Origin of the sequence: Streptomyces sp. NPDC006925 (genome assembly GCF_042869575.1) — a bacterium.
Taxonomy (GTDB): domain Bacteria; phylum Actinomycetota; class Actinomycetes; order Streptomycetales; family Streptomycetaceae; genus Streptomyces.
The window spans coordinates 10885-34757 of the sequence record NZ_JBIAGB010000025.1 but is presented as its reverse complement, the minus strand read 5'-3'; the positions used below and the strand labels follow the sequence as shown (position 1 = coordinate 34757).

Genomic DNA, 23873 nt, shown 5'->3' with positions numbered 1-23873 from the left:
CCGCCCGCGCACGACCCCGGGCCCGGAGCCCGGGTGGCCGGGGCCGACCGGCTGGCGCCGACTGGCCGGGGCCTGGGTGCCGCTCCCTCAGAAGGTGAGCAGCGCCCAGGCCCCGCCCATGATCAGCGCCCCGCAGGCTCCGGTCGTCACCGCGGTCCTGCGCATCCGCAGGCCGCCGGCGATCACCAGCGACGCCAGCAGCAGCGCCCCGCCCAGCGGGACCCAGGCGTACAGCACCCCGGCGGGACCGGTCCGGATGACATGGTCCGTACCGGGCTGCACGGCCACCTCCAGCGTCCGACCCTCGCCTCCCGAGACGAACTCGGAGACGGTCACCTGCTCGGACCGCGACCTCTTCTCGTTCCGGAACGTCCCGGAGCACTCGTCGTCCTCGCACGACCGCACGGTGACGGTGCCGCGTTCGTCCCCCGCCATGGCGGTGGACGCCGTGTCCCACGACGTCCACACCCCGGCGACCACCAGCACCAGTGCGACCAGCGCCAGCAGCCCGGCGCGCACCAGCAGCAGCATCCCGAAGGCGCTCTCGCCGAGCCGCCGCATCCGGCCGCGCTTGCTCCTGGTCCGGGCGGAACTGCGGGCGGACGTCCGGACAGAGGTCCGGGCGGGCGCCCGGGCGGGTCTGGAAGACATGGCCGAGATCCTTGGCCACGTGTCGGTGGCCGGTCAACCTGCGCCGGACGGCTTGTCCGCCCTTGTGACCCTTTCGGAACGTCATATTCCGCGCCGGGGCGCTTCCGGTGCCCGCGCCCCCTGCGCACGCACTCGGGGCTCGAGCCGCGGTGGACGCCGCCCCGCGCGTCACCCGGAGTACCCGACTCCTCTCCCCATGGAGTGGCGGTTCCACTAACCTCGCCGCACACACTGTCGCGTGACGGTAGAAACACCCTCGGTAGCACCTGTTGTCCCGGAGTCGAACGGAGTCATCGACGGAATGTCCTTCGAGCAGGAGTGGAGCGCCCTCAAGAGCAGTGCGGGCGGCACGGACTCGACCGCCATGCGACTCAACCAGGCCACTTCACCGGACACCGGCCCAGGGGGCGGTAGTCGGATGGACGGATCCGGATGGCTGGTCCTCGAACGAGACGACCTCGGACGCGTGGGGCACGCCGCCTACACACTCTGGCGCAAGCTCCGTACGTCAGCCGACCTCTCCGGCGGTGCGGGCGGCAAGGGCGTCGGCGCGACCGAACGCGCCGCATCGCAACTCAAGGCCCACTCGTTCCTGCTGGGGGCGGAACTCGCCCGCACGGCGAAGTTCTGGACATCGCAGGTCAACACCGTGCTGCAAGGGTGCGCCCACATCTCCAACCACCTGGACTTCTCCAAGGAGTACCAGGGCGAGGAGGACCGGAAGATCGGCGCGCAGCTGCTCGGCAAAGACGGGAATGAACTGCCGCCCTCGCAGATCTCCCGACTGCTGCACTGAGCCGATCGGGCCGAGACGAGAGGGCGGGGGATGAAGGAGTCTCAGCTCACCTACAGCGACCTGGTCGCGGTGAACTTCTCCAGCTTCGGAACGGCGGTCGCGGACTGGAAGCAGATCCAGCGCGAACTGAAGACACGCGCCACCGAAGCCGAGAACGACATGAACGCCAAGGCGCGGAACGCCCGATGGGAGGGGCTGAACGCCGACGCGGTCCGCCCCTTCGTACGGAAGATCGCGGAAGAGGTCGAGGACCTGCGGCGCGAAGCCGAGAGCATCTGGAACCTGATGGACGACGCGCACCGCGAGCTGGCGGACATCCAGAAGGACGTGGAAGCCGAACGGGAAAAAGCCCACAAACTGGACGTGCACATCGCCGACCACGGCGACGGCACCGTCGCGTGCCGCTTCCGGTACGGAACGGACGACGCCGTCACGGGCAGCGGCTACTACGTGGGCGGCACCGAAGAGAAACGCACCACGAAGGAACGCGAAGCCCGCGACGCCATCGAGTCGCGGCTCAACTACCTCATCGGCAAGGCGCGCGAAATCGACACCTCAGCCGCGCGGCACATCGGCAAGAGCCGCGGCAAGGACAAGCACGACGCCGGCCACGCCACATACACCTCCTTGGACGACGCACAGGCGAAGGAGGCGGCCCGGCTCGGTGAGAAGGAACTGGAGCTGGCCGCGCACGGCAAGGAACTGAGCACCCCCGACCTGCAGCGGCTGCGCGACCTGACCAAGTACAACGCCAAGGACGCGGAGTTCGCCACCGGCTTCTACCGTGAACTGGGACCCAAGAACGCCCTCCGGCTGCACGGCCAGTTGGGCATCGACGCCTCCACGGACGGCGGCGACACCCGCCGCGCACTCTCCCGCACCATCCAGAACTCGATGGACAGCGGCCTCGCCCTGGCCACCCGCAAAGGCGGCGACGGCCCCCATCTGGACAGCGCATGGGTGACGGAGCTGAAGAAAGCCGGCAAGGAGCCCATCCTCCTCCACGATCCGCAGAGCAACGAATGGGGCAAGAACTCCATGCCCCAGCAGAAGGTCCTCGGCTACCAGGTCCTGGGCAACATGCTCCGGCACGGCAAATACGGCAAGGACTTCCTCACCTCGGTCGGCAACGACATGGTCGAGACCGAGCGCAAGCACGAGTTCGGCCCGAGAGGCTGGCCCAACCCCCACAACGCCCGCAGCGACGCCGTCCTGAACCTCGACCCCGAGGGCGGCACCGGATTCGACCCCATGGCGGGCCTGATGACGGGCCTGAGCCACACCCCGGGAGCGGCCACCGAGTTCTTCAACGCCTACACCGGCGACGAGGACGGTCATCCGAAGAGACTGGACAACTTCGACTACTTCTTCGGCGACAAGGCCGCCAAGGACCCCCAGGAACCCCGCCACTGGCCTCACGACGGCGACGACGACGATGCCACCTTCGGCAAGGACGCCCTGGGCGGCGCCCTCGAAGCGGCAACGACGGGCCGGCCCGCGGGAGACGAGGGCCCGCCGGAGAAGAAGCACGGTGGACCGCAAGCCGAACTCTTCAGCCGGGCGGTGGAGCGACTGGGCAATAAGAAGAACGCTTCCCTGGTCGAGCAAGGCGGAGACCTCGAGGCACTTCAACCGCATATGGGTGCGATGGCTGCCGACTATATGCGTGATGTGCAGCGAGGTGTCACGGATACGCCAAAGGGGATCATCCCGCCGCAAGGTGCGGCGGCAGATCTGGATTTCGACGGCGATGAGCTTGGCCGTTTCCTCCGTACAGCCTCACAGGATCCCGATGGGTATGCGTCCATCAACCATGCCTCTCATGCTGTCTCGGCAGAAGCGCTGCGAAATGCGCTGCACGATCCTCCGAAGGGGCATGACCTGGGGGATGCCGCTTCCATGGGCGCAGAACCAGGAGCCGCAGTAGCGGCTCAGGCGGCTGAAGGGCGCGCTGACGGGATCGAGAAGGCTGCGGACAGAGTGGGCGCTGCGGAGCGCTACAACGAATCTCTTGACAAGAAACAGGAATTGGTCGGCTCGATCGTGGATATGGGGCTCGGTCACCTCACCTACGGAGGTGAGGTGGCAGGGCAGGTGGCCGGCGTTGTCCAGGAGCAGGTATTCGATCACTACAGAAAAGATCCCGAAGAGATCGCAGAAGAGGTGGCAGAGAGCCGTAGGGATTTTCTCGCCGGTGAGAAGAAGAATGAAGCGGATGTCATGAAAGAGATCACAAAGACTGCCGGAAGGCATGCGGGAGTGAAAGGGGACTCACTCGCTTGGACAGCCAGTAGGGTCCACAAGGATGTAGAGGACGGATTCTCTAACCGCTAGAAAGGGGCCGGAGTGGGATCGAGGAAGTGGAATCCCCGATTCAAAAATCAGGTTCTCTTATTGGGTGGGCTGCTCGTCGTGGCCGTCGGCTCCGCTGTCTTCTGGTGGCCTCAGTTGAAAACGCAAGGGGATTCTGGGATTCCCGCGCGCATGTGTAACGATACTTTCTCCGGCGCTCAAGTGAAACCTTCATACGGTCGAGCGCACGGCGAATTTGAGGAGGATACCGCCCGCGGTTTTCCGGGGATGCTGGAGGAAGCGCGTGGACTTGGAGTCGTCTGCGAGACGAGTGTCGGAAATATGAGTGTCAATTTTCGCGCCCAATACACGCGGTGGGGGAAGTCGAGAGGTGAGGTGGAAAAGGGGAGTAAATATGTGGCCGAGTTTGGTGAAGGATACGGGGAGTACGGCGCGGAGAAAGGGTCAATCAGCCTTCGTGTTCCCTGCCCGACCCTTGAGGAGCCGAACGGAAGAATGTACTTGCATGTAGGAGCAACGGCGGCGCGCGGGGGATCGAGTGAAGATGCTTCGAAACTCGCCGACCTCACCGGCTACGCCGCCCGCACTCTCGCGCAGAAGGTCTACAAGTGCAAGGGTGCCGAGAAATTGCCGGATGGGCCGGTCCTTATCAAGAAGGGGGAAGGAACCCGGTGAAGATATTCATGCGTGGGGTGATGGCGACGGTGGCGGCGTCCGGTCTCGTGCTGTTGAGCGCATGTGGAGGCGGTGATGACGGGTCCGGGAAGGGGGATATCGAGGGGGCGAAGGAAGGTCGGAAGTCTGCCTCGGCTTCGCCGAGTGCGAGCGCCAGTGGGTCAGGAGATCCGGACGCGCCGAAGTTCGACCTTCCCGAGGGCGTCCACGTCGTTCTGGACGGTGACGACATGACTGGTGATCCAAAAAAGGATGAGATTCTACGGGATCACGCCGACGCGGTCAATGCCATGGCGCTTGCCTATTCAACAGGAAAGCCGGATGTTCCGGTGGTCCACACTTACTTCCAGGACGACGCGGGGAAACAAGTGCAGTCGCGCGTCAAGGCGTATCGCGCGGAGGGAAAATTAGGTACGGGTACGTATCGCTACTACGACCGCAAAGTCACCGTCGGAAAGAAGGCTGCTGCCGTCACTTTCTGCGAGAGTCAACGAGATGCGTTCGCCAAGATGGTGGACACAGGGAAGGTTGTCCACACCAGGCCGAGCAAAAGTGATTTCACCAGCGGGAAGGCGATCATGGAGAAGCGCGGTGGTACATGGGTGGTGATTTCCATGGCGGGAAAGGGGGGCGACGAGGAGTGCGCGCGGTAGACAGCAGAACCGCGATTTCGGCAGTGGTCGCCGCGACGCTGCTCTTGTGCTCCGCGTCCACGGCGTCGGCGGGGGACGGCGGCGGATGGGGCGGCGTGACTGAGCCGGAGCCACCCTCGAGCGAAGGAAAGCCCGACCGCATCGCCTCCCGCGTGCAGTTCTCCTTCCATCGTGCGCCGTCCTCCGGTGGGACTGCGATGAGTTCTGTTCAGGGGGCGGGTTGGGAGCCGCCGGCCTGCTGGTACGAACCGCGGTACTCGCCGGAGGAGTTCTCCGCGTACGCCACCAAGGTGGATGTCCGGCACGGGGAAGGGGCGAACGGCGAGGGTGGGGTGCGGGCGAGGTACCCGGACATGCATATCGGGGACAAGGGCGAGTGGTATGTGATGCGGTACAACACCGACACCACGAGCGGCACCCCTGAGGAGTGTCTTGACCAGGACGGGTTCGTCTTCATCGGGCCCGGTCATCCGGCGCCCGCCGACGCCCCCGTTCTCGATGCCGAAATCCTCGCCGGGCTCGCGTATCAGAAGGCCAGACTGCCCGCTCCGCCGCTGACGCTGTCCCCGAAGGCCGGTCGGCAGGTGGTGAATCTCGCCACCCATGTCCGTTTCGCCAGGACGTTGGGCCGGGTCTGGGTGACCGCCGCCGTCGACGAGGCGGGGCTGGAGCTGGCGGCGACCACGGTCGCGGAGCCCGTGCGGCTGCGGCTGGATGCGGGTACGGAGGACGCGGACCCGGACTCGTGTACGTATGACCTGGTCAAGGCCGCCAGTGGGAGGTACTCGGTGAACACCGGGGAAGCCGGGTGCAACATCGTCTATCGGCGTGCCACCGCCGAGGGAGCGCAGCACACCCTCACGGCGGCTCTGACATGGCGCGTCTTCTGGACCGAGGGCACGGGCCCGGACGGGACGCCGCGGCACCCCATGCCCGAGGGGGAGTCCGTCGGCGATGTCGCCGTCACCGTCAAGGAGATCCAGGCCGTCAACCGCGACTGAGCCCCGTCCGGGGGCGGGCGGCGCGACAATGCCAGGCCCGCGGAAGAGGCCGGTCCCGCCGAGGAGCCGGGCCCGCGAAAGGGCGGCTCGCGGAGGAGCCCCGGGCCGCGGCCTCAGGTGTTGTACGTGCTCTGGGCGTGTTCCAGGCCGTCGGTGATCAGGCTCTCGCAGGCGTCCGCGGCGCGGTCGACGAAGTAGTCGAGCTCTTTGCGTTCCGTGCTGGAGAAGTCCTTCAGGACGTAGTCGGCGACCTGCATCCGGCCCGGGGGGCGGCCGACGCCGAAGCGGACGCGGTAGTAGTCGCGGCCCAGTAGTTTGGTGAGGGACTTGAGGCCGTTGTGGCCGTTGTCGCCGCCGCCGAACTTGAGGCGGAGGGCGCCGTAGTCGATGTCGAGCTCGTCGTGGACGACGAGCAGCCGGTCGGTCCCGATGCCGTAGAAGTCCAGCAGCGCCTTGACCGGTCCGCCGGAGACGTTCATGTACGACATCGGTTTGGCGAGCACCACGCGGGTGCTGGTGGTGCCGGGGATGCCGATGCGGCCTTCGAGGACCTGGGCGCGGCCCGCCTTGTGCGACGTGAATCTGCCGCCGGTCCGCCCGGCGAGGAGGTCGGCGACCATGAAGCCCACGTTGTGGCGGTTGCCGGAGTAGTCGGGGCCCGGGTTGCCGAGTCCGGCGATGAGCCACGGGGTGGTGGCCGGCATACGTGGTCCTCCGGTCGTGGGATGTCCGCCGGGCACCGGAGAGGCCCGGGAGCCCGGTGGTGGGGGGGGGGGGGGGGGGGGGGGGGGGGGGGGGGGGGGGGGGGGGGCGGGGCGCGCCGGGGGCGGGGGGGGCGCGGGGGGGGGCGCGGGGCGGGGGCCCGCCCCCCCCCCCCCCCCCCCCCCCCCCCCCCCCCCCCCCCCCCCGACCCGCTGGATATGAGCCCCGCGGGGTCGCGGGGTCGCGGGAGCGGGAGCTTACTCGGCGCTCGCCGCGGCCTCCTCGCCCTCGCCTTCCTCGCCCTCGGCGGCGGGCTCCTCGGCCTGGGCGGCGAGGATGGAGATGACGGTCTCGTCACCCTCGATGGCCAGCGTGGTGTTGCCCGGCAGCGCGATGTCCTTGGCCAGGACCTGGTCGCCGACGTCCATGCCCTCGACGGAGACGGTGACCGACTCGGGGATGTGGGTGGCCTCGGCCTCGACCGGCAGCGTGTTGTACACGTGCTCGATCAGGTTCTGGCCCGGGGCCAGCTCGCCCTCGATGTGGATCGGAACCTCGACCTGGACCTTCTCGCCCTTCTTGACGACCAGCAGGTCGACGTGGACGAGGAACTGGCGGATGGCCTCGCGCTGGACGGCCTTGGGGATGACGAGCTGCTTCTTGCCCTCGATGTCCAGGTTGATCAGGACGTTCGAGCTCTTGAGTGCCATCATCATGTCGTAGCTGGGCAGGGCCACGTGGACGGGGTCGGCGCCGTGGCCGTAGATGACGGCCGGGACCTTCTCCTCGCGGCGGAGACGGCGGGCGGAGCCCTTGCCGAACTCGCTGCGGACGGTGGCGCTGATGTTGACGTCAGCCATGCTGCGCTCCTCGTAAGCGGTGGTACGGATGTCTGCGGTGCCACTCGGTCCCGACGGACCTGCTACGAAGAGCGCGCGTCGATAACGGAGTATGCGATCCCCATGAAGCGGACCGGCCTCCCTCGCCGAGCGACTCGTGGAGTCTACGCGGTGCGGGAGGCCGGTCGGAAATCGATCAGCGGAGCGGGCCCGGGAGGGCCGGGTGGCTAGGCCTGCTCGTCGAAGAGGCTGGTCACCGAGCCGTCCTCGAACACCTCGCGCACGGCGCGGGCGATCGTCGGCGCCATCGACAGCACCGTGATCTTGTCGAGTTCGAGCTCGCTCGGGGTGGGCAGCGTGTTGGTGAAGATGAACTCGCTGACCTTGGAGTTCTTGAGCCGGTCGGCGGCCGGTCCGGACAGTACGCCGTGCGTGGCCGTGACGATGACGTCCTCGGCGCCGTTGGCGAACAGCGCGTCGGCGGCCGCGCAGATGGTGCCCCCGGTGTCGATCATGTCGTCGACCAGGACGCAGACCCGGTCCTTCACGTCGCCGACGACCTCGTGCACGGTCACCTGGTTCGCCACGTCCGGGTCGCGGCGCTTGTGGACGATGGCCAGCGGGGCGCCGAGCCGGTCGGCCCAGCGGTCGGCGACCCGGACGCGGCCCGCGTCGGGTGAGACGACCGTGAGCTTGTCGCGGTCGGTCCTGGCCGCCACGTAGTCCGCCAGCAGCGGCAGCGCGAACAGGTGGTCGACCGGGCCGTCGAAGAAGCCCTGGATCTGGTCGGTGTGCAGGTCGACGGTGAGGATGCGGTCCGCACCCGCGGTGCGGAACATGTCCGCCATCAGCCGGGCCGAGATCGGCTCGCGTCCGCGGTGCTTCTTGTCCTGCCGGGCGTAGCCGTAGAACGGGACGATCACGGTGATGCTCCGTGCCGACGCCCGCTTCAACGCGTCGATCATGATGAGCTGTTCCATGATCCACTTGTTGATCGGCGTGGTGTGGCTCTGGACCAGGAAGCAGTCGGCGCCGCGCGCCGACTCCTGGAAGCGAACGTAGATCTCGCCGTTCGCGAAGTCGAAAGCCTTGGTCGGGACCACGCCGATACCGAGCTGCTTGGCGACTTCCTCGGCGAGTTCGGGGTGGGCGCGGCCGGAGAAGAGCATGAGCTTCTTCTCGCCGGTCGTCTTGATCCCGGTCACTGCTGTTGTCTCCCTGTGTGTGCGCCGCACGGCGGCTCGGTGGGGGGCGGCGTCGGTTGGCGGGGGCGGCGTCGGTTTTCAGCCGCATGGCCCATCAGGCCTCCATAACCGTACGCCCCCCGTCATACAACCGGATACCCGGTCTTAACCCTCTTCTGCGGGAACCTGCCCGCTCGCACCGTTCGCGGAACGGGCGTTCCCGGCCGTCTCGGGGGCTCGCGAGGGCGGACCGGCGGGCTCCTGCGCCACCTCCTGCGCCGCCTGCGCCGAGGCGCTGCCCGGCCGTTTGCGGGCCACCCAGCCCTCGATGTTGCGCTGCTGGCCGCGCGCCACGGCCAGCGAGCCGGGCGGCACATCCTTGGTGATCACGGAGCCGGCGGCGCTGTAGGCGCCGTCCCCGATCGTGACAGGAGCCACGTACATGTTGTCCGCACCCATCCGGCAGTGCGAGCCGACCGTCGTGGTGTGTTTGCTCTCACCGTCGTAGTTCACGAAGACGCTCGCCGCACCGATGTTGCTGTGCTCCCCGATCACCGCGTCGCCCACGTAGGAGAGGTGCGGCACCTTGCTGCCCTCGCCGACCTCGGCGTTCTTCATCTCGACGTAGCTGCCAGCCTTCACCTTCGGGCCCAGCCGGGTGCCGGGCCGCAGATAGGTGTAGGGGCCGACCGCGCACCGCTCGCCGATCTCCGCGCCCAGGGCGACGGTGTTGCTGACCGCGGCCCCCGCCCCCACCCGGGTGTCGGTCAGGCGGGTGTTCGGGCCGACCTCGCTGGCGGGGCCCAGGTGTGTGCCGCCGAGCAACTGGGTGCCCGGGTGGACCGTGGCGTCCGGTTCGTAGGTCACGTCCACGTCCATCCACGTGGTGGCCGGGTCCACGACCGTGACCCCCGCCAGCATGGCGTCCTCCAGCAGCCGGCCGTTGAGCATCCGGCGGGCCTCGGAGAGCTGCACGCGGTTGTTGATGCCCGCGATCTCCCGGTGGTCGCCCGCCACCGCGGCACCCACCCGGTGACCGGCCTCCCGCAGGATGCCGAGCACGTCCGTCAGGTACTCCTCGCCCTGGCTGTTGTCCGTGCTGACCTGTGCCAGCGCCTGCGCCAGCAGCCGGCCGTCGAACGCGAACACCCCCGAGTTGATCTCCCGGAGAGCGCGCTGCTCCTCGGTCGCGTCCTTGTGCTCCACGATCGCGGTGACCGCCCCGCCGCCGCTCTCGCGCACGATGCGGCCGTAGCCGGTCGCGTCCGGGACCTCCGCGGTCAGCACGGTGACCGCGTTGCCGTCGGCGACGTGGGTGTCCGCCAGCTGCTGCAGCGTCCGGCCGGTCAGCAGCGGAGTGTCGCCGCAGGTCACCAGGACCGTCCCGGCGGGTCCCCCGTCGGCCAGCTCCGCCAGCGCCATCCGGACGGCGTGCCCGGTGCCGTTCTGCTCGTGCTGCACGGCGGTGCGGACCTCGGCGTCCAGCTGCGACAGGTGCGCGGTGACCTGCTCCCGCGCGTGCCCGACGACCACGACCAACTGCTCCGGATCCAGCGCCCGTGCGGCGCTCACCACATGGCCGACCAGGGAGCGGCCGCAGATCTCGTGCAGGACCTTGGGGGTCGCCGACTTCATGCGGGTGCCCTCACCCGCTGCGAGAACGACGACGGCTGCCGGGCGAGTGACGCTCACGGGTGTGCCCTTCGGCTTCGGGGGTGGGTGCATCCCGCAGGATACCGGGGGGTTCGCCGTGTGCCGGGAGGGCGGGCCCTCGGGCGGCGGAAGAGGGCCGGGCCGTGCGCGTCGTGACGACCGGACCGTGCGCGTCGTGACGACCGGACCGTGCGTGCCGGGGTGGCCGGGCCGTGCGCGCTGTGGGCTCCCCCGCAAGGATTTGAACCTTGACTACTGGATCCAAAATCCAGGGTGCTGCCCGTTACACCACGGGGGAAGGTGGCTCAGAGCGTACCTGACGCGGCTTCGTTCGTCCGGTGGGTTCACGTCCGTTCGTCCGCCGGATTCGCGGTCCGCGGGGGTGCGGCGGCCGTGATCCGCAGAGCTGCGGCGGTCCTGATCCGCGGCACCCCGCGGACCGGGCTCCGCAGGTCCGGTCACGTGCTGTGTCCGGCCGCCGCCGGCAGGCATTCGGCGCGGGCGGTCGGCGGGGCTCCGGGCGGTCCGCGGGGGTTGCCGGTGCGGGGCCGCCGGGCCGGGGCGGAGCCGTTCACGAAACCGTCCGGGCGCGGACAGATGACCGGAATGGGGTGTTCCGGGGATCGGCGGGGCAAGGTGGCGGGGGGCGGTCGTAGGGTGGTCGGTATGACCGAGACGGGGGAAAACCGTACGCGGGGCGGGCCGTGGTGGTGGGAGAAACCACGGAGTGCGGTGCTCGACATCGCCCTGGCCGCGGCCTCCGCCGCGGAGTGCGCCCTGCAGGGACAGGGCTTCGCCGAGGAGACGGGGATCCCGGGGGCTCTCGCGGTGCTCCTGGGTGCCGTCGCGGGGGCCACGCTGGTGCTGCGCCGCCGCTGGCCGATAGCGGTCGTGCTGGTCGCCATCGCCGTCATACCGGCGGAGATGGGCACCTTCCTCGGCGTCGTCGGCCTCTACACGCTCGCCGCCACCGATGTACCGCGCCGGATCACCGGACTGCTGGCCGGGATGGCCGCCGCCGGGATGCTGGTGATGACCGCCTTCCGGCTCGACCAGAACATCGGGCAGGACCCCGACTTCAACCCCCAGGGCTGGTTCGTCCCGCTGGTCTCGATCCTCATGTCGATCGGTGTGACGGCGCCGCCCGTGCTGCTCGGACTGTACGTCGGAGCGCGGCGGCGGCTCGTGGAGTCGCTGCGCGAGCGCGCCGACGGCCTGGAGCGCGAGCTCTCGCTGCTGGCGGACCGGGCGGAGGAGCGCGCCGAGTGGGCGCGGAACGAGGAGCGCACCCGGATCGCCCGGGAGATGCACGACGTGGTCGCCCACCGGGTGAGTCTGATGGTCGTGCACGCGGCGGCGCTGCAGGCGGTGGCGCTCAAGGACCCGGACAAGGCGGCGAAGAATGCCGCGCTGGTGGGCGACATGGGGCGGCAGGCGCTCGACGAGCTGCGCACCATGCTGGGCGTGCTGCGCTCCGGTGAGTCGGAGAGACCGGAGAGAACCGGGCGGTCCGAACCCGCCGAGGCCGCCGGCCCCGCTCCGTCCGACTCTCCTGCAGGCTCCGGCACGTCTCCCGGCCCGGCTGCTGCGCAGGGCGCCTCCGCCGCGGCCGGGCACGGCTCGGTGTCGCCGGTGGCCGGGGCCACAGCGGCCGAGGCGCCCTCGCGGCTGGCCGCGTTCGCCTCCGCCGTCGCCGGACAGGCGGCGGGACAGCCGAGCGCCGGAAGCGCGGAGCGCGGCCCGGACGCCAGGACGGCGGCGGCGCGGGGTGCGGCACAGGCCGGTGCGCCGCAACCGGACAACGGAGCCCCGCACTCCGGCCCTCCCTCGCTCGCCCATCTCGACTCGCTGGTCGGCCAGTCGCGCGCCGCCGGGATGGCCGTGGAACTGAGCGTCGAGGGCAGCCCCGACGGAGCCTGCCCGCCGCCGGTCCAGCAGACCGCGTACCGGGTGGTGCAGGAGGCGCTGACCAACGTGCACAAGCATGCGGCCGGAGCCGCGACCCGGGTGCGGGTCGCGCACCGCGTGGCGGAGGTCGCGCTGCAGGTCGAGAACGACCCGGCCGCCGACGGTGCGGCCGACGCGGGGCTGCCCAGCGGCGGCAACGGCCTGGTGGGGATGCGGGAGCGGGTGACCGCACTCGGCGGCGGTTTCGTCTCCGGGCCGACGGACGCGGGCGGCTTCCGGGTCTCGGCGATCATCCCGTACGCGGGTCCCTGAGCGGCCGCCCGCACCACGGCCCCTGCGCCCTCACCTCTCGCGCCGTCATCCCTTGCGCCGTCATCCCCTGCACTGTCATCCCGTACGGGTGTCCGTGAGCCCGTCCGGCCCGGCGCTCTCCGGCGGGGGCACGACCGGTGGCGGGCCGGCGCTCAGCTTGGCCGGCACCAGCCCCATCAGCAGCGCCGAGAGCGCGGCGTCGAAGTCGGCGCCCAGATACCAGTCGCCGGTCGCGTCGATGCTGTAGACGCGGCGCTCGGCGTCGATGGCCAGCAGCGCCTCGTCCTCGCCCTCGGTGCCGATCGGGCAGACCTGGGTGCCCAGCGCCCGGCCCAGGTCGTTGAAGGTGCGTGCCGCGTGCAGCCCGGGGAGCGGGTCGATGTGCACCGGCGACGGGGCGAGGTGGCGCCCGGGCCCGGTGGGGCTGATGCGGAGCGTGCCGAACTCGGCCCACACCTCGACGGCCGCAGGGAAGACCGCGTGCCGGTGGCCGCCGGGTGAGAGGTGGCCGCGCAGCGCGTCCGCCCACTGCTCGGCCTGCCGGATGTCCCACCGGCCCGGCTGCCACCCGGCGTTGCGCAGCGGATCGTCGACGGCGACAGGGAAACGCGTGGTCACTGCGCGCTCTCCCGCGCCGGGTCCACGGCCCGCACCCCGAAGTGGGCCAGCAGCGCCCGGCAGGACCGGCAGGGAGGCGCGTAGCTGCCGTGCAGCGGGTCGCCGTCCTCGCGGATGCGGCGGGCGGTGAGTTTGGCCTGCTTGAGCGCGCGTTTGGCCTCGCCGAGCGTGAGGGGCTTGGGTGCCTTGGGCACGCGGGAGCCCTTGCCGGTCCGGCTGCTCTTGGCGGGGCGGCGGCGCTTGTCCGCGCGGGCCGCCTCGGCGGCGGTCAGATAGCGCGACAGGAGGACCGCCTCGGGGCAGCGGCCGGTCTGGCGGGAGCGCCGCTCCGTGGTGAGGGTGTCGAGGAAGTCCTGCACGAGCGGGTGGTGTGCGGGCGCGTGTTCTCCCTTGCTGCCGGTGCAGGTGAGGGTCTCGCCCCGGATCGACAGTGCGGCGGCGACGGCGGGCAGGATGCCGTCACGGCGCTGGAGCAGGACCGGTGCGGTGGCGCTCAGGGAGTCGGCAGCGGCTATCCAGCCGATGCGCGGGTCGCCGCCGCTGTACGAGCCGTGCTGCGCCTGCGGCGCTTCCGGCTGCCGCGGTGTGTGCGCCTGTGGTGCCGTGTGCAATGGAGCTTCCTCCCAGAGTGTCCCCTCTGTGCCGGGGCTCGCCCAAGTATGCAGTGTGGCGTACGAGTCGATCATTCCGCGGCGATGTCATGGAATTGTGGCGGTGGTGGCGACGGCGTGAAGGAGGGGCGGGTGGGGCCGGGACGCTGCCGGGTCGGGTGAAGGCCGCGCGGGCCCCCGGCGAGGAGCGCGTCCGGCGAACGGGCCGCCGAGGAGGGCCGGTCCGCCGCCGTCCGCCGGGGCCCGCAGGGGGCGGTGTCTGCCCGGCGGCGTACCGCATAGGCTGTTCGGTACCAGTCGGAAGCAGCAGGGAGCCAACGCGATGACGACAGGTCGGCTCGGGGCGGGGGCGCCTACCGGCCCCGAGGGCCAGGGGAACGCCGCCGCACCGCCGAACCGGGCGTACGCCGGGCAGGTCGTGTACTTCCCGGATCCGGTCAGAGCGGCCCGCTACCCCCAGGGGGTGCGCGTCGACCACGGCGGATTTCCGGACTTCTCCCCGTACGCGCGGGCGGCGGCGGAGATCGCGGAGCCCCCGGAGGGCTTCGGCGGCGACGAACTGCGCCTGACGGACTACGTGTCGGCCAACGCCGCGCTGCACGGCGAGGAGCACGAGCTGTGGGCGGACCTGCCGTCCGTCGCGACCCCGCACGGCTGGACGTGGCACCACGTGCCCCACAGCCGCCGGATGGAGCTCGTCCCCGTCGAGGTCAAGGCGCTGCTGCGGCATCACGGCGGGCTGGCGACGGCCCCCGTCGACCACGCCAAGACCGGTACCCGCCCCCTCCAGGAGACCCGGCCCGCGCACTTCGCCGTCCCGCACGGTGCCGAACCGGCGGTGACCGAGCGGCAGGTCGCGGACGTCGAGGAGCGGCTGGGCTACCGGCTGCCCGGCGCCTACCGCACGTTCCTGAAGGTCGCGGGCGGCTGCGCACCGCAGGGCGTCGCGCTCGACGCGGAGCTGGGACTGCTGGTGGACCAACCGTTCCTCACGGTGCGCGACGACGCCGCCGTCAACGACCTCGTCTACGTGAACAAGTGCCTGCGCGACCATCTCACCAAGGACTACCTGGGGGTGGGGTTCGTGCAGGGCGGGCTGGTCGCGGTGCAGGTCAGGGGAGAGGCACCCGGTTCGGTGTGGTTCTGCGCCTACGACGACGCCCGGGACGCCGACGGCTTGCGGGTGCAGGAGCGGGTCGAGCGGCTGCTGCGGCCGTGCGGCGCGGACTTCGACGAGTTCCTGCTGCGGCTGGCGGGCAACCCGCCGGAGTTGGAGACGGTGGCCAACCTGATGGTGGACGGCGGCTTCGCCCGCGCCGTCCCTGTGGAGAGGTGAGAGCGCGATGGTGACCTTGGCGCAAGCCCAGGAGCGCGCCGAGCGCTGGGTCAACGGTGAGGTACCCGCCTACGAGCAGCGCGAGGTGCGGGTCCGCGAGTTCGACCTGGGCTTCGTCGCCTGGGCCGAGGACCGCGCGGGGGCACCGGCCTCGGACAGCGGCAACGTCCGGCTGGTCATCGCCCGCGACAGCGGGGAGACCACGCTGTGGCCCGCGCTGCCGGTGGGCGAGGTCATCCGCCGCTACGAGGAGGAGTACGGCGAGGAACCGGCCGCCCCGGCCGCGCCGCCGCAGCAGCGGCTCGACCTCGAGGCGACCTCGTTCCTGCTGACGCCTCCCGAATGGCTCCAGCAGGCGGCCGACAAGATGGGCATCCCGGACCGGCGTGCCGACGGCACCCCCGCGCACGCGGACGGCACCCCCGCGCAGGGGACGCCCGGGCCCGCCGTGCCGCACACACCACCGCCCGCCGCGCCCGCCCCGCCCGCCGCTCCCTTCGGCGACACCTCGGGCGGCGCCCCCTCCGGGCCCAGCCCCTGGGACGGCGCCGACACCGGCGGTGCGGGCAGCGGCGAGGCGCAGGCGCCGCCGGCGACCGTGTTCGCGCCGCCGCTGACGGGCGGCGACGAGGAGAACACCCCGCCGCCGCCGTCCGGCTCGGAGGCGCGTACCGCGCTGCTGCCGGAGGGCAGCGCACTGCCCAGGACCACGGTGTCCCCCGCGCTGGCGGACCCGTACGGCCCGCAGCCCGGTCACGGGCCCGCCGACCAGTACTCCGCTCCGGGCGGGCCCCGCCCGGAGCCGGCGCAGGCTCCGGCGGCGGCCCCGTATCCGGACCAGGCCCCGCAGGGCGGTGCGCCCGACGGTGCCGGGAACGACGCGGGTGCCGACAGCGGCACCGGCGGTGGCGGCACCGGCGGGGTGCACCATGCCGCGACCATGCTGGCCGACCCCTCCCAGGGCGGCCTCCGGATGCCGGGCGCTCCCGAGGCGTCGGGAGCCGACGACATCGCGGACGCCGCCACGAGCCGCGCCCCGCAGGGCGCCTTCCCCGGCAAGCAGCCACGCGGCACGGGTCCCTCGGTGCCCCCGCCGCCGGGCGCTCCGGGTGCTCCCGGTGCCCGCTCCGGCGGGCCCGCGACTCCGCCGCCACCCTCCGCGCCCGGTCCTCCGGGCGGCTCCGGTGGCGGCTATGTGCCCACGCAGATGGTCTCGTCCGACGCTCTGGCCGAGCAGATCAGCCAGAGCGGGCAGCAGCCGATGGCCGACACGCCCGGTGATCCGGCGACACCGCCGCCCGGCGGCGGCCCCGGCGGCGGGGTGCACCAGGCGGCGACGATGCTCGCCGGCCCCGCCCTCGGCGGCCCCACACCGCCCGGCCCTCCCGGTGCGCCGGCCCCCGGTGCGCCTCCCGGCGCTCCCGCCATGGGGCCCGGCCCCGGCGGACCGCCGCCCGGTGCTCCGCAGGCCGGTGCCCCGCAGCCCCAGCCGGGCACGCCCACGGTCGGGCCCGGCTACATGGCCGTGCTCCGCTACCGCGCGCCCGACGGCTCCGAGCAGCAGCTCATCCGCCGCTCCGCGCCGGGGACCCCGCACCCGGAGTGGCAACTGCTGCACGAGCTGCGGGCCATGAACGTGCCCCCGCAGCAGGTCGTCGAGCTCCATACCGAACTGGAGTCCTGCGACCTGCCCGGCGGCTACTGCGCCCGCATGGTCCGCGAGAACTGGCCGCAGGTGCGGATCAGCCACACCGCCTCCTACGGCACCGACCACGCCTCGCGGCAGCAGGGCATGCGGCACCTCGTCGAGCACCAGGGCGAGCTGCACCAGGTCGCCGACGGGCCCGCGCGGCCCGCTCCGCAGCGGGTACCACTGCCGCCGCCCGGCCAGATCCCGCCCGCGCCGCCCATCCCGCCCGACGCCATCGGGCAGGAGCTGATGCAGGCGTTCGGACCGCAGGGCGTCTTCCGCTTCGACCAGCGGGCCGTCTCCCGCCAGGGCGTGCCCGACATCGTGGCCCAGACCCTGGTGTGGGCCGGTGTGCCCATCGACATGGGCCCGTTCTTCTGGGGCCAGGCCCAGCCCGGCCGGCCGGTGCCGACACTGGCCGAGCTGGCCCAGGAACGCGGGGTGCAGCCGGCCTCCGACGCGGGCTCGTACCTGGTGATGGGGACCGACTTCGGACGGCAGCTGTGCGTGCAGTACGGCTCGGCGAACATCGTGGCCGTGCCGCTGGAAGCGGGGCCCGGCGGGCAGCCCGCGCCCCCGCAGTTCGTGAACACGGGCCTGCCGGAGTTCGTGCGGTGCATGGCCATGCTGGGGCGGATGTGGCGGCTGCGGTTCGGACTGACGCCGGACCAGGCCGGGCGCTGGACAGTCGACTTCCAGGCCCAGCTCGCCGCCCTGGACGCCGCGGCACTCGCCTCCCCGGAGAACTGGTGGTCCGTGCTGCTGGAGCAGATGTGGGACGGCCTCTTCTGAGCGTCCGCCGGTGCGGTTGCCGCTGGTGCGGGTGCCGTGTTGTGGGGGCACGCCCCCTCGCGTTTTCGGCTGCCGCCGAGAGGTCGTGTCGGGGGGCTCCGCCCCCCGACGGCCCCCCGCTAGTGGGCTTCGCCCCCTAGAACCCCCGTCCGCATCTGCGGCACCGTCCGGCTCCGGGCACCCCGCGAGGTGCCTCCGCCCCGGGTAGGGCCGGTGACAACCCTGCGGGCCGTCGGAGGGAAAGAAGCCTGCCCTTCGTCCTCCTGCAAGAACAACCCGCAGGGTTGTCACCGGCCGGATCGGGGACCCGGCCTCCGCGCCGCTGACACGTGTTCAGAGCGGTGGCCCCTGGGCGGCCGGGGGTCCTAGGGGGCGAAGCCACCTAGCGGGGGGCGTTGGGGGGCGGAGCCCCCCGACACGGCCTGTCGGCGGCAGCCGAAGACGCGAGGGGGCGTGCCCCCACCACGCGGGAACCCCCTCACCGGCGGCAGCCGAAGACGCAAGGGGGGCGTGCCCCCACCAACGGGGCGCCCCGCGACGTTCGCGAGGGCACCGTCACGGCTCCGTCACAGCGGCATGCTGGAGCCTTCTGAACTGCACTGGTGTCCTAGGGATGTGCGAATATCGCCCCGTACGGTCCGGCCGGACGCGCGGCCGGGGCAAGGGGGAGGGGGACCCATGTCGTTGCGCGATCTCGTCCATGACACCGCCGTGGCGCGGATGTCCACGTCCGAGCGGATGGACCGACTGCGCTCCGCACGTCTGTACTTCCAGCGTCCTGAGAACCCCGGCTTCCTGGTGGCCGAGACGGTGGACGGTCCGGTGGTGCCGGTCTTCACCTCCTGGGAGCAACTGGCCCTGTTCGCCGGAGTGTGCGACTGGGCTTCCACCACAGCGGAGGATTTGGTGGACCTGCTGCCCGACGGCGTCCGGGCACTGGTGGACCCGCTGGGCGAGCACCCCTTCCTGCTGGACGCGGACCGGCTGATCCCGCCGGAGACGGCCGGGCCCGACGCCGACGAAGGGGCCGCGGACACCGCGAATGCGGAACCCGCGGACACCGCGAATGCGGAACCCGCGGACACCGCGAACGCGGAACCCGCGGACACCGCGAACGCGGAACCCGCGGACGGCGACGCCGCCCGGAGGGGCTGAGCATGTCGGGGGACGGTAAGGGCGCGTACGACGGCCCCAAACCCGGTGACGGGTACGCGATCGAGATCGCGGGTGTCCGCAAGATCCTCAAGCCGCTGGAGGAGTCGGTCATCGCGGCTCGGAAGATCAAGGACGACTGGAAGTCGATGGCCAGCGGGATCAACAACGCGGCCACCATCGAGATCGAGAAGCCCGCCAAGGAAGTGCTCTCGGAGTGGGGCTTCGGGATGGGGCGGGTCGCCGAGCACACCGATGTGATCGTCGAGACGCTGCGGCAGGTCATCGCCGCCTACATGCTGGCCGATCTGCTGCGGGTCAAGGATTTCTCGCCGACCGAGGACAACATGGCCAAGCTGCCGTTCGGGGAGCACGGGCTGCGGGCGTGGAAGGACTCGGACCGCAAGCACTTCGACCCGCCTCCGGAGATCTACCAGGAGCCGTGGCTGGACGACGGCAAACCGGGCGGCGACGGCACGACCGTCACGGGTGATCTGCCCACCAACCCGCGCTATCGGGTCGCGGGCGAGGGCGGCGAAGGCTGGGTGGTCGACGGCGGACAGGGGCCCATCGCATGACCTGGGCCCGCCCGACGTATCGACCTCGGACACTCCCCGCGGGACGCGGTGGTGGAAAGGACCCCCTCGTATGACGCAGAAGGACGCCATGGAGGGCGGCACAGCGGAACGCCTGCCGCCGCATGCCAAGCCCGACGAGGTCATACTCGGCGATCCGGACAAGATCGATGATCTGGTCGTCAAGCTGCGTGCCTACGCGGGTGCGTTCAAGGACGGCTACGACAAGCTGACCGATCTGTCCCTGCTGCCGTGGACCGGCGCCGGCTCGCGCAGCTTCGAGGACGCGAGCAAGAGCCTGCCCAGGGAACTGGAGTCCGCTCGCAAGTACTTCAAGTCGGCGGCCGGCGCACTGGACGCGTACGCGGACAAACTCCGCTCGGTCCACAAGCGGGTCAAGCCGATCATCAAGGACGCTGACGAGATCCGGGCCGCCTCCAAAGCCCACTGGAAGAAGGTCAAGGCGTACAACGACGCCGTGGACCGGGGTGACGAGACCCTTCCGGAGCGACCGCCGGACGAGGATCCCATCACCGGGCTGGACTCCTGCTACAGCCGGCTGGACAAGCTGGAGAAGGAGCTCCAGGGCGTCGTCGACGACTCCAAGAGCAAGCTGGACAAGGCGGCGGAGAAGGCTCCCGATCCCCCGAAGGGCTGGAACCGCTTCAAGAAGGGTGCCAAGGATTTCTTCGGCGGCGCGGGCGACAGCGTCCACGGGATGTGGAAGCAGTTCGAGTACCTGACCGAGGACGGTCTGGACGGGGCGAGCCTCCAGCTGGCGGGGATGGCGGACGGCGCGGCCTACGCGGCTCACCATCCCAAGGAGTTCGCCAAGGCGGTCGTCAACTGGGAGGAGTGGCAGCGCAACCCCTCCCGTGCGGCGGGGCAGCTGACCCCGGATCTGCTGCTGGCGCTCGCCTCCGGCGGCGGGGGCGCGCTGCGCAAGGGCGGCTCGGCGGCCAAGAACGCCGCCCAGCGGCTGGCCGGCCGGGAGCGGGCGCTGCGCCGGGACGGCAGTGCGCGGGACCGGGCGGACGGGCCGGACCAGAGCGATGTGAGCAGCGGCGAGAAGAAGGGGCTCAACGAGCCTGTCGACGCGGCGACGGGTGAGATGTTCACCTCTGCCACGGATGTTGCTCTGCCCGGGGATCTGCCGTTGTTGTTGGAGCGGCATTATGTGTCGGGGCATCCGTGCGGGGGCTGGTTCGGGCCGACGTGGGCGGGGACGCTGGATCAGCGGGTGGAGCTGGACGAGCGGGGGATCGTCTTCGTCGCGGACGACGGGATGGTGCTCAGCTATCCGGTGCCCGAGGCGGAAGTACCGGCACTGCCGGTCAGCGGGCCCCGGTGGCCGCTGTGCTGGGACGGCAAACCGGACGGCACGATGACGATCACCGCACCGGAGCGCAACCGCACCCTGCACTTCGCCCCGCTGCCCGCCGGAGGACGCGAACTGGCGCTGCGCGCGATCAGCGACCGGGCCGGCAACCGCATCGACATCACCTACGACCAGACCGGCGCACCGCAGCGGGTGACCCACTCGGGCGGCTACCGGATCGCGGTGGACACCGATCCTGACCTGATGCGGATCACCGCGCTGCGCATGCTGCACCAATCCGACGAGGAGCGCAGCACCCTCCTGGTCTCCTACCGCTACGACCCGGCCGGGAACCTCGCCGAGATCCTCAACTCCACCGGGCAGCCGCTGCGCTACCGCTACGACGAGGCCCACCGCATCACCTCGTGGACGGACCGCAACGGCACCGCCTTCGGCTACGTCTACGACCACCGCGGCCGCGTCCTGCGCACCATCGGCCCCGACGGCACCTTCTCGGGCCGCTTCCACTACGACCAGGCGGCCCGCACCACCCGCTACACCGACTCCCTGGGCCACCAGTCCGTCTACGTCCACAACGAGGCCCACCGCATCGTCGCCGAGACCGACACTCTCGGCCACACCACCCGCACCGAGTGGGATACGGCCAACCGCCACCCGGTGGCCGTCACCGACCCGCTGGGCCGCACCACCCGCTACACCTACGACGAGGCGGGCAACCTCACCCGCATCCAGCGCCCCGACGGCAGCACCACCAGCGCCCTCTACGACGACGACTGCCTCCCACTGGAGATCCGCGACCCCAACGGCGGCCTGTGGCGGCACACCTGGGACGACCAGGGCAACCGCACCTCCACCACCGACCCGGCCGGCACCACCACCCGCTACACCTACAACCAGGCCGGACACCTCACCTCCGTCACCGACCCCCTCGGCCACACCACCACCGTCACCCCGAACCCGGCCGGCCTCCCCACCGCATTGACCGACCCCCTGGGCCACACCACCCACATCCGCCGCGGCCCCCACGGCCGCGTCACCACCCTCACCGACCCGATGGGCCACACCACCCGCCACGGCTGGACCATCGAAGGCAAACCCGCCTGGCGGGAGTACGCCGACGGCGCCTGGGAGGAGTGGAAGTGGGACTGCGAGGGCAACCTCGTCTGCCACACCGACACAGCGGGTCACACCACGGAGTACACCCACACCCACTTCGACCTGCCCGTCACCCGCACCGACCCCGACGGGGCGCGGTATGCGTTCTCCTACGACACCGAACTGCGCCTGGTCGAGGTCACCAATCCCCAGGGCAGGTCGTGGCGCTACGAGTACGACCCGGTCGGCCGCCTGATCGCCGAGACCGACTTCAACAACGCACGGCAGACCTACGAACTGAACGCCGCAGGCGACCTCCTCGCACGCACGAACGCCATGGGCGAGCGGCTGACCTACACCCTCGACCCCCTCGGCCGCCCCGTCGAACAACACGACGAGACCAGCGGCGAGGTGACCACATACGCGTACGACCCGGCAGGCGCCCTCGTCCACACCGCCAACGCGGCGGCGAGCATCACCCTGGAACGTGACGCACTGGGCCAACTGCTGGCCGAGACGGTCAACGGACGCAGAACGTCCTACACCTACGACGCGGCGGGCCGCCGCATCGGCCGCACGACACCGTCCGGCCACACCTCCGAGTGGACCTACGACGCCACGGACCGCCCGACATCGCTGATGACGGACGGCGGCACGCTCACCTTCACATATGACGCCGCGGGCCGTGAGACGCACCGTGAACTGGCAGAGGGCATCACACTGCACCAGGGCTGGGACGCCACCGACCACCTCACCCGCCAGACAGTGCAGACGGCGCACGGCGACATCCTCCAGCACCGCGCCTACACCTACCGCCCCGACGGCTACGTCACCGAGATCCGCGAACTGACGTCCGGCACCCGTCGCTTCGACCTCGACAAAATGGGCCGCGTAACAGGTGTCCGAGCCCACGGCTGGACCGAGAAGTACGCCTACGACACAGCCGGCAACCAATCCCACGCCCAAGCCCCGGCCCACCCCGCAGCAGGCGACCGCGAACACGACGGCACCCTCATCCGCCGAGCCGGCCGCACCACCTACGAACACGACACCGCCGGCCGCCTCACCCGCAAAACCCGCACACTCCTCAACGGCCAGACCCGCACCTGGACCTACACCTGGAACAACCACGACCGCCTCATATCGGCAACCAACCCCAGCGGCGAGACCTGGCACTACACCTACGACCCACTCGGCCGCCGCCTCACCAAAACCGGACCCGAAGGACGCTCCACCACCTTCACCTGGGACGGCACCCGCACAACAGAACAGACCACTGAGGACGGCACGACCACCACCTGGGACTACACCCCCGACACTCATCGCCCCGTGGCCCAGACCACCGGCGACCCACTCGTCAGAACCCCGCAGTTCCACGCGATCATCACCGACACCGTGGGCACCCCCACCGAACTCCTCGCCTCCGACGGCACCCTCGCCTGGCAACCCCGCTCCACCCTCTGGGGCACCCCCCTCCCCTCCCCCGCCGCAACAGTGGACTGCCCCCTCCGCTTCCCCGGCCAATACGCCGACCCCGAAACCGGCCTCAACTACAACTACTTCCGCTACTACGACCCCGAAACAGCCCGCTACCTCACACCCGACCCGTTGGGCCTGGTTCCGGCACCCAATGACCTTCTTTTCGTCGACAATCCTTTCGTATTGACTGACCCGCTCGGGCTTTCCAAATGCCCGAAAGAAGTGAGATCGGAATTCAATACCCTACGAAAAGGCACAACGAACCGCACGGGGCTGGTCGATTCCGCGGAAGAGCTACGGGCACTGTTCGACAAGTGGACAGAAGGAGCTGAGAAACTACCACCCCGCGGCCCCAAAGTTCCCGAGGTCTACAAACTTGAGGACGGTACCGTGGTCCAATGGCGGACCTCCTCCACTTCAGGCGGTGAAACAATAGACCTGGTATTCCCGGAGAGTCGTAAGTCCAGACGGGTCCATATCGACCCACCGGAATAGGATG

Annotated in this window: 18 protein-coding genes and 1 tRNA gene; 11 read left to right on the top strand and 8 right to left on the bottom strand. The window is 70.7% G+C overall.

Annotation, left to right across the window (positions count from 1 at the left end):
- Nucleotides 1-87: 87 nt before the first annotated feature.
- Nucleotides 88-561 carry a hypothetical protein gene (locus ACFYNS_RS26345; protein WP_360297089.1) on the bottom strand — a complete coding sequence of 158 codons (474 nt, stop codon included), beginning with the start codon at nucleotides 559-561 and terminating at the stop codon, nucleotides 88-90.
- A 391-nt stretch (nucleotides 562-952) separates the two neighbouring features.
- Between ACFYNS_RS26345 and ACFYNS_RS26340 the strand changes: the two genes are divergently transcribed.
- From ACFYNS_RS26340 to ACFYNS_RS26320, 5 genes are all read left to right on the top strand, one after another.
- A complete protein-coding gene (locus ACFYNS_RS26340) occupies nucleotides 953-1447 on the top strand; it encodes a hypothetical protein (RefSeq protein ID WP_388605384.1) in 495 nt (164 codons plus the stop codon).
- A 30-nt stretch (nucleotides 1448-1477) separates the two neighbouring features.
- The gene (locus ACFYNS_RS26335; RefSeq protein WP_388605382.1) at nucleotides 1478-3781 is read left to right on the top strand and encodes a hypothetical protein; all 2304 of its coding nucleotides are present in this window, start codon (nucleotides 1478-1480) and stop codon (nucleotides 3779-3781) included.
- Nucleotides 3782-3793: 12 nt separating this feature from the next.
- A complete protein-coding gene (locus tag ACFYNS_RS26330) occupies nucleotides 3794-4435 on the top strand; it encodes a hypothetical protein (RefSeq protein WP_388605380.1) in 642 nt (213 codons plus the stop codon).
- On the top strand, nucleotides 4432-5088 hold the full coding sequence (locus tag ACFYNS_RS26325; RefSeq protein ID WP_388605378.1) for a hypothetical protein: 657 nt from the start codon (nucleotides 4432-4434) through the stop codon (nucleotides 5086-5088). Before ACFYNS_RS26330 ends, ACFYNS_RS26325 begins: the two co-directional genes overlap by 4 nt.
- Before the next feature lie 197 nt (nucleotides 5089-5285).
- Nucleotides 5286-6089, top strand: a complete 804-nt coding sequence (locus ACFYNS_RS26320) for a hypothetical protein (RefSeq protein ID WP_388605376.1) — start codon at nucleotides 5286-5288, stop codon at nucleotides 6087-6089.
- A 113-nt stretch (nucleotides 6090-6202) separates the two neighbouring features.
- On the opposite strand, the gene pth is transcribed toward ACFYNS_RS26320, so the two are convergent.
- From pth to ACFYNS_RS26295, 5 genes are all read right to left on the bottom strand, one after another.
- On the bottom strand, nucleotides 6203-6793 hold the full coding sequence (pth, locus tag ACFYNS_RS26315; RefSeq protein WP_388605374.1) for an aminoacyl-tRNA hydrolase: 591 nt from the start codon (nucleotides 6791-6793) through the stop codon (nucleotides 6203-6205).
- Nucleotides 6794-7048: 255 nt separating this feature from the next.
- Nucleotides 7049-7651 (bottom strand): 50S ribosomal protein L25/general stress protein Ctc, encoded by a 603-nt coding sequence (locus ACFYNS_RS26310; RefSeq protein ID WP_360297077.1) that lies wholly within the window; start codon nucleotides 7649-7651, stop codon nucleotides 7049-7051.
- 206 nt (nucleotides 7652-7857) lie between these two features.
- Nucleotides 7858-8835, bottom strand: coding sequence for a ribose-phosphate diphosphokinase (locus tag ACFYNS_RS26305; protein WP_019356982.1), 978 nt, complete (start codon nucleotides 8833-8835; stop codon nucleotides 7858-7860).
- 144 nt (nucleotides 8836-8979) lie between these two features.
- Nucleotides 8980-10506: a bifunctional UDP-N-acetylglucosamine diphosphorylase/glucosamine-1-phosphate N-acetyltransferase GlmU gene (glmU, locus tag ACFYNS_RS26300; RefSeq protein ID WP_360297080.1), complete on the bottom strand. Its 1527-nt coding sequence runs from the start codon at nucleotides 10504-10506 to the stop codon at nucleotides 8980-8982.
- 187 nt (nucleotides 10507-10693) lie between these two features.
- A tRNA-Gln gene (locus ACFYNS_RS26295) sits at nucleotides 10694-10765 on the bottom strand.
- A 368-nt stretch (nucleotides 10766-11133) separates the two neighbouring features.
- Between ACFYNS_RS26295 and ACFYNS_RS26290 the strand changes: the two genes are divergently transcribed.
- Nucleotides 11134-12687: a histidine kinase gene (locus ACFYNS_RS26290; protein ID WP_388605371.1), complete on the top strand. Its 1554-nt coding sequence runs from the start codon at nucleotides 11134-11136 to the stop codon at nucleotides 12685-12687.
- A 75-nt stretch (nucleotides 12688-12762) separates the two neighbouring features.
- Here ACFYNS_RS26290 and ACFYNS_RS26285 read toward each other — a convergent pair whose 3' ends face one another.
- Together ACFYNS_RS26285 and ACFYNS_RS26280 are read right to left on the bottom strand one after the other, a co-directional pair.
- Nucleotides 12763-13305 (bottom strand): SUKH-3 domain-containing protein, encoded by a 543-nt coding sequence (locus ACFYNS_RS26285; protein ID WP_360297395.1) that lies wholly within the window; start codon nucleotides 13303-13305, stop codon nucleotides 12763-12765.
- Nucleotides 13302-13916 carry a YwqJ-related putative deaminase gene (locus tag ACFYNS_RS26280; RefSeq protein WP_388605369.1) on the bottom strand — a complete coding sequence of 205 codons (615 nt, stop codon included), beginning with the start codon at nucleotides 13914-13916 and terminating at the stop codon, nucleotides 13302-13304. Before ACFYNS_RS26280 ends, ACFYNS_RS26285 begins: the two co-directional genes overlap by 4 nt.
- A 322-nt stretch (nucleotides 13917-14238) precedes the next feature.
- Here ACFYNS_RS26280 and ACFYNS_RS26275 point away from each other — a divergent pair, with 322 nt between their 5' ends.
- The 5 genes from ACFYNS_RS26275 (at nucleotide 14239) to ACFYNS_RS26255 (ending at nucleotide 23869) form a co-directional block, all read left to right on the top strand.
- Nucleotides 14239-15252: an SMI1/KNR4 family protein gene (locus ACFYNS_RS26275; protein ID WP_360297393.1), complete on the top strand. Its 1014-nt coding sequence runs from the start codon at nucleotides 14239-14241 to the stop codon at nucleotides 15250-15252.
- Between the two features lie 7 nt (nucleotides 15253-15259).
- A complete protein-coding gene (locus tag ACFYNS_RS26270; protein WP_360297391.1) occupies nucleotides 15260-17734 on the top strand; it encodes an SUKH-4 family immunity protein in 2475 nt (824 codons plus the stop codon).
- A gap of 678 nt (nucleotides 17735-18412) precedes the next feature.
- Complete coding sequence (locus ACFYNS_RS26265; protein WP_388605366.1) at nucleotides 18413-18889, top strand: SseB family protein; 477 nt, start codon at nucleotides 18413-18415, stop codon at nucleotides 18887-18889.
- Between the two features lie 2 nt (nucleotides 18890-18891).
- On the top strand, nucleotides 18892-19464 hold the full coding sequence (locus ACFYNS_RS26260) for a hypothetical protein (RefSeq protein ID WP_360300834.1): 573 nt from the start codon (nucleotides 18892-18894) through the stop codon (nucleotides 19462-19464).
- A gap of 70 nt (nucleotides 19465-19534) precedes the next feature.
- Nucleotides 19535-23869, top strand: a complete 4335-nt coding sequence (locus ACFYNS_RS26255) for a DUF6531 domain-containing protein (RefSeq protein ID WP_388605364.1) — start codon at nucleotides 19535-19537, stop codon at nucleotides 23867-23869.
- Nucleotides 23870-23873: the final 4 nt, after the last annotated feature.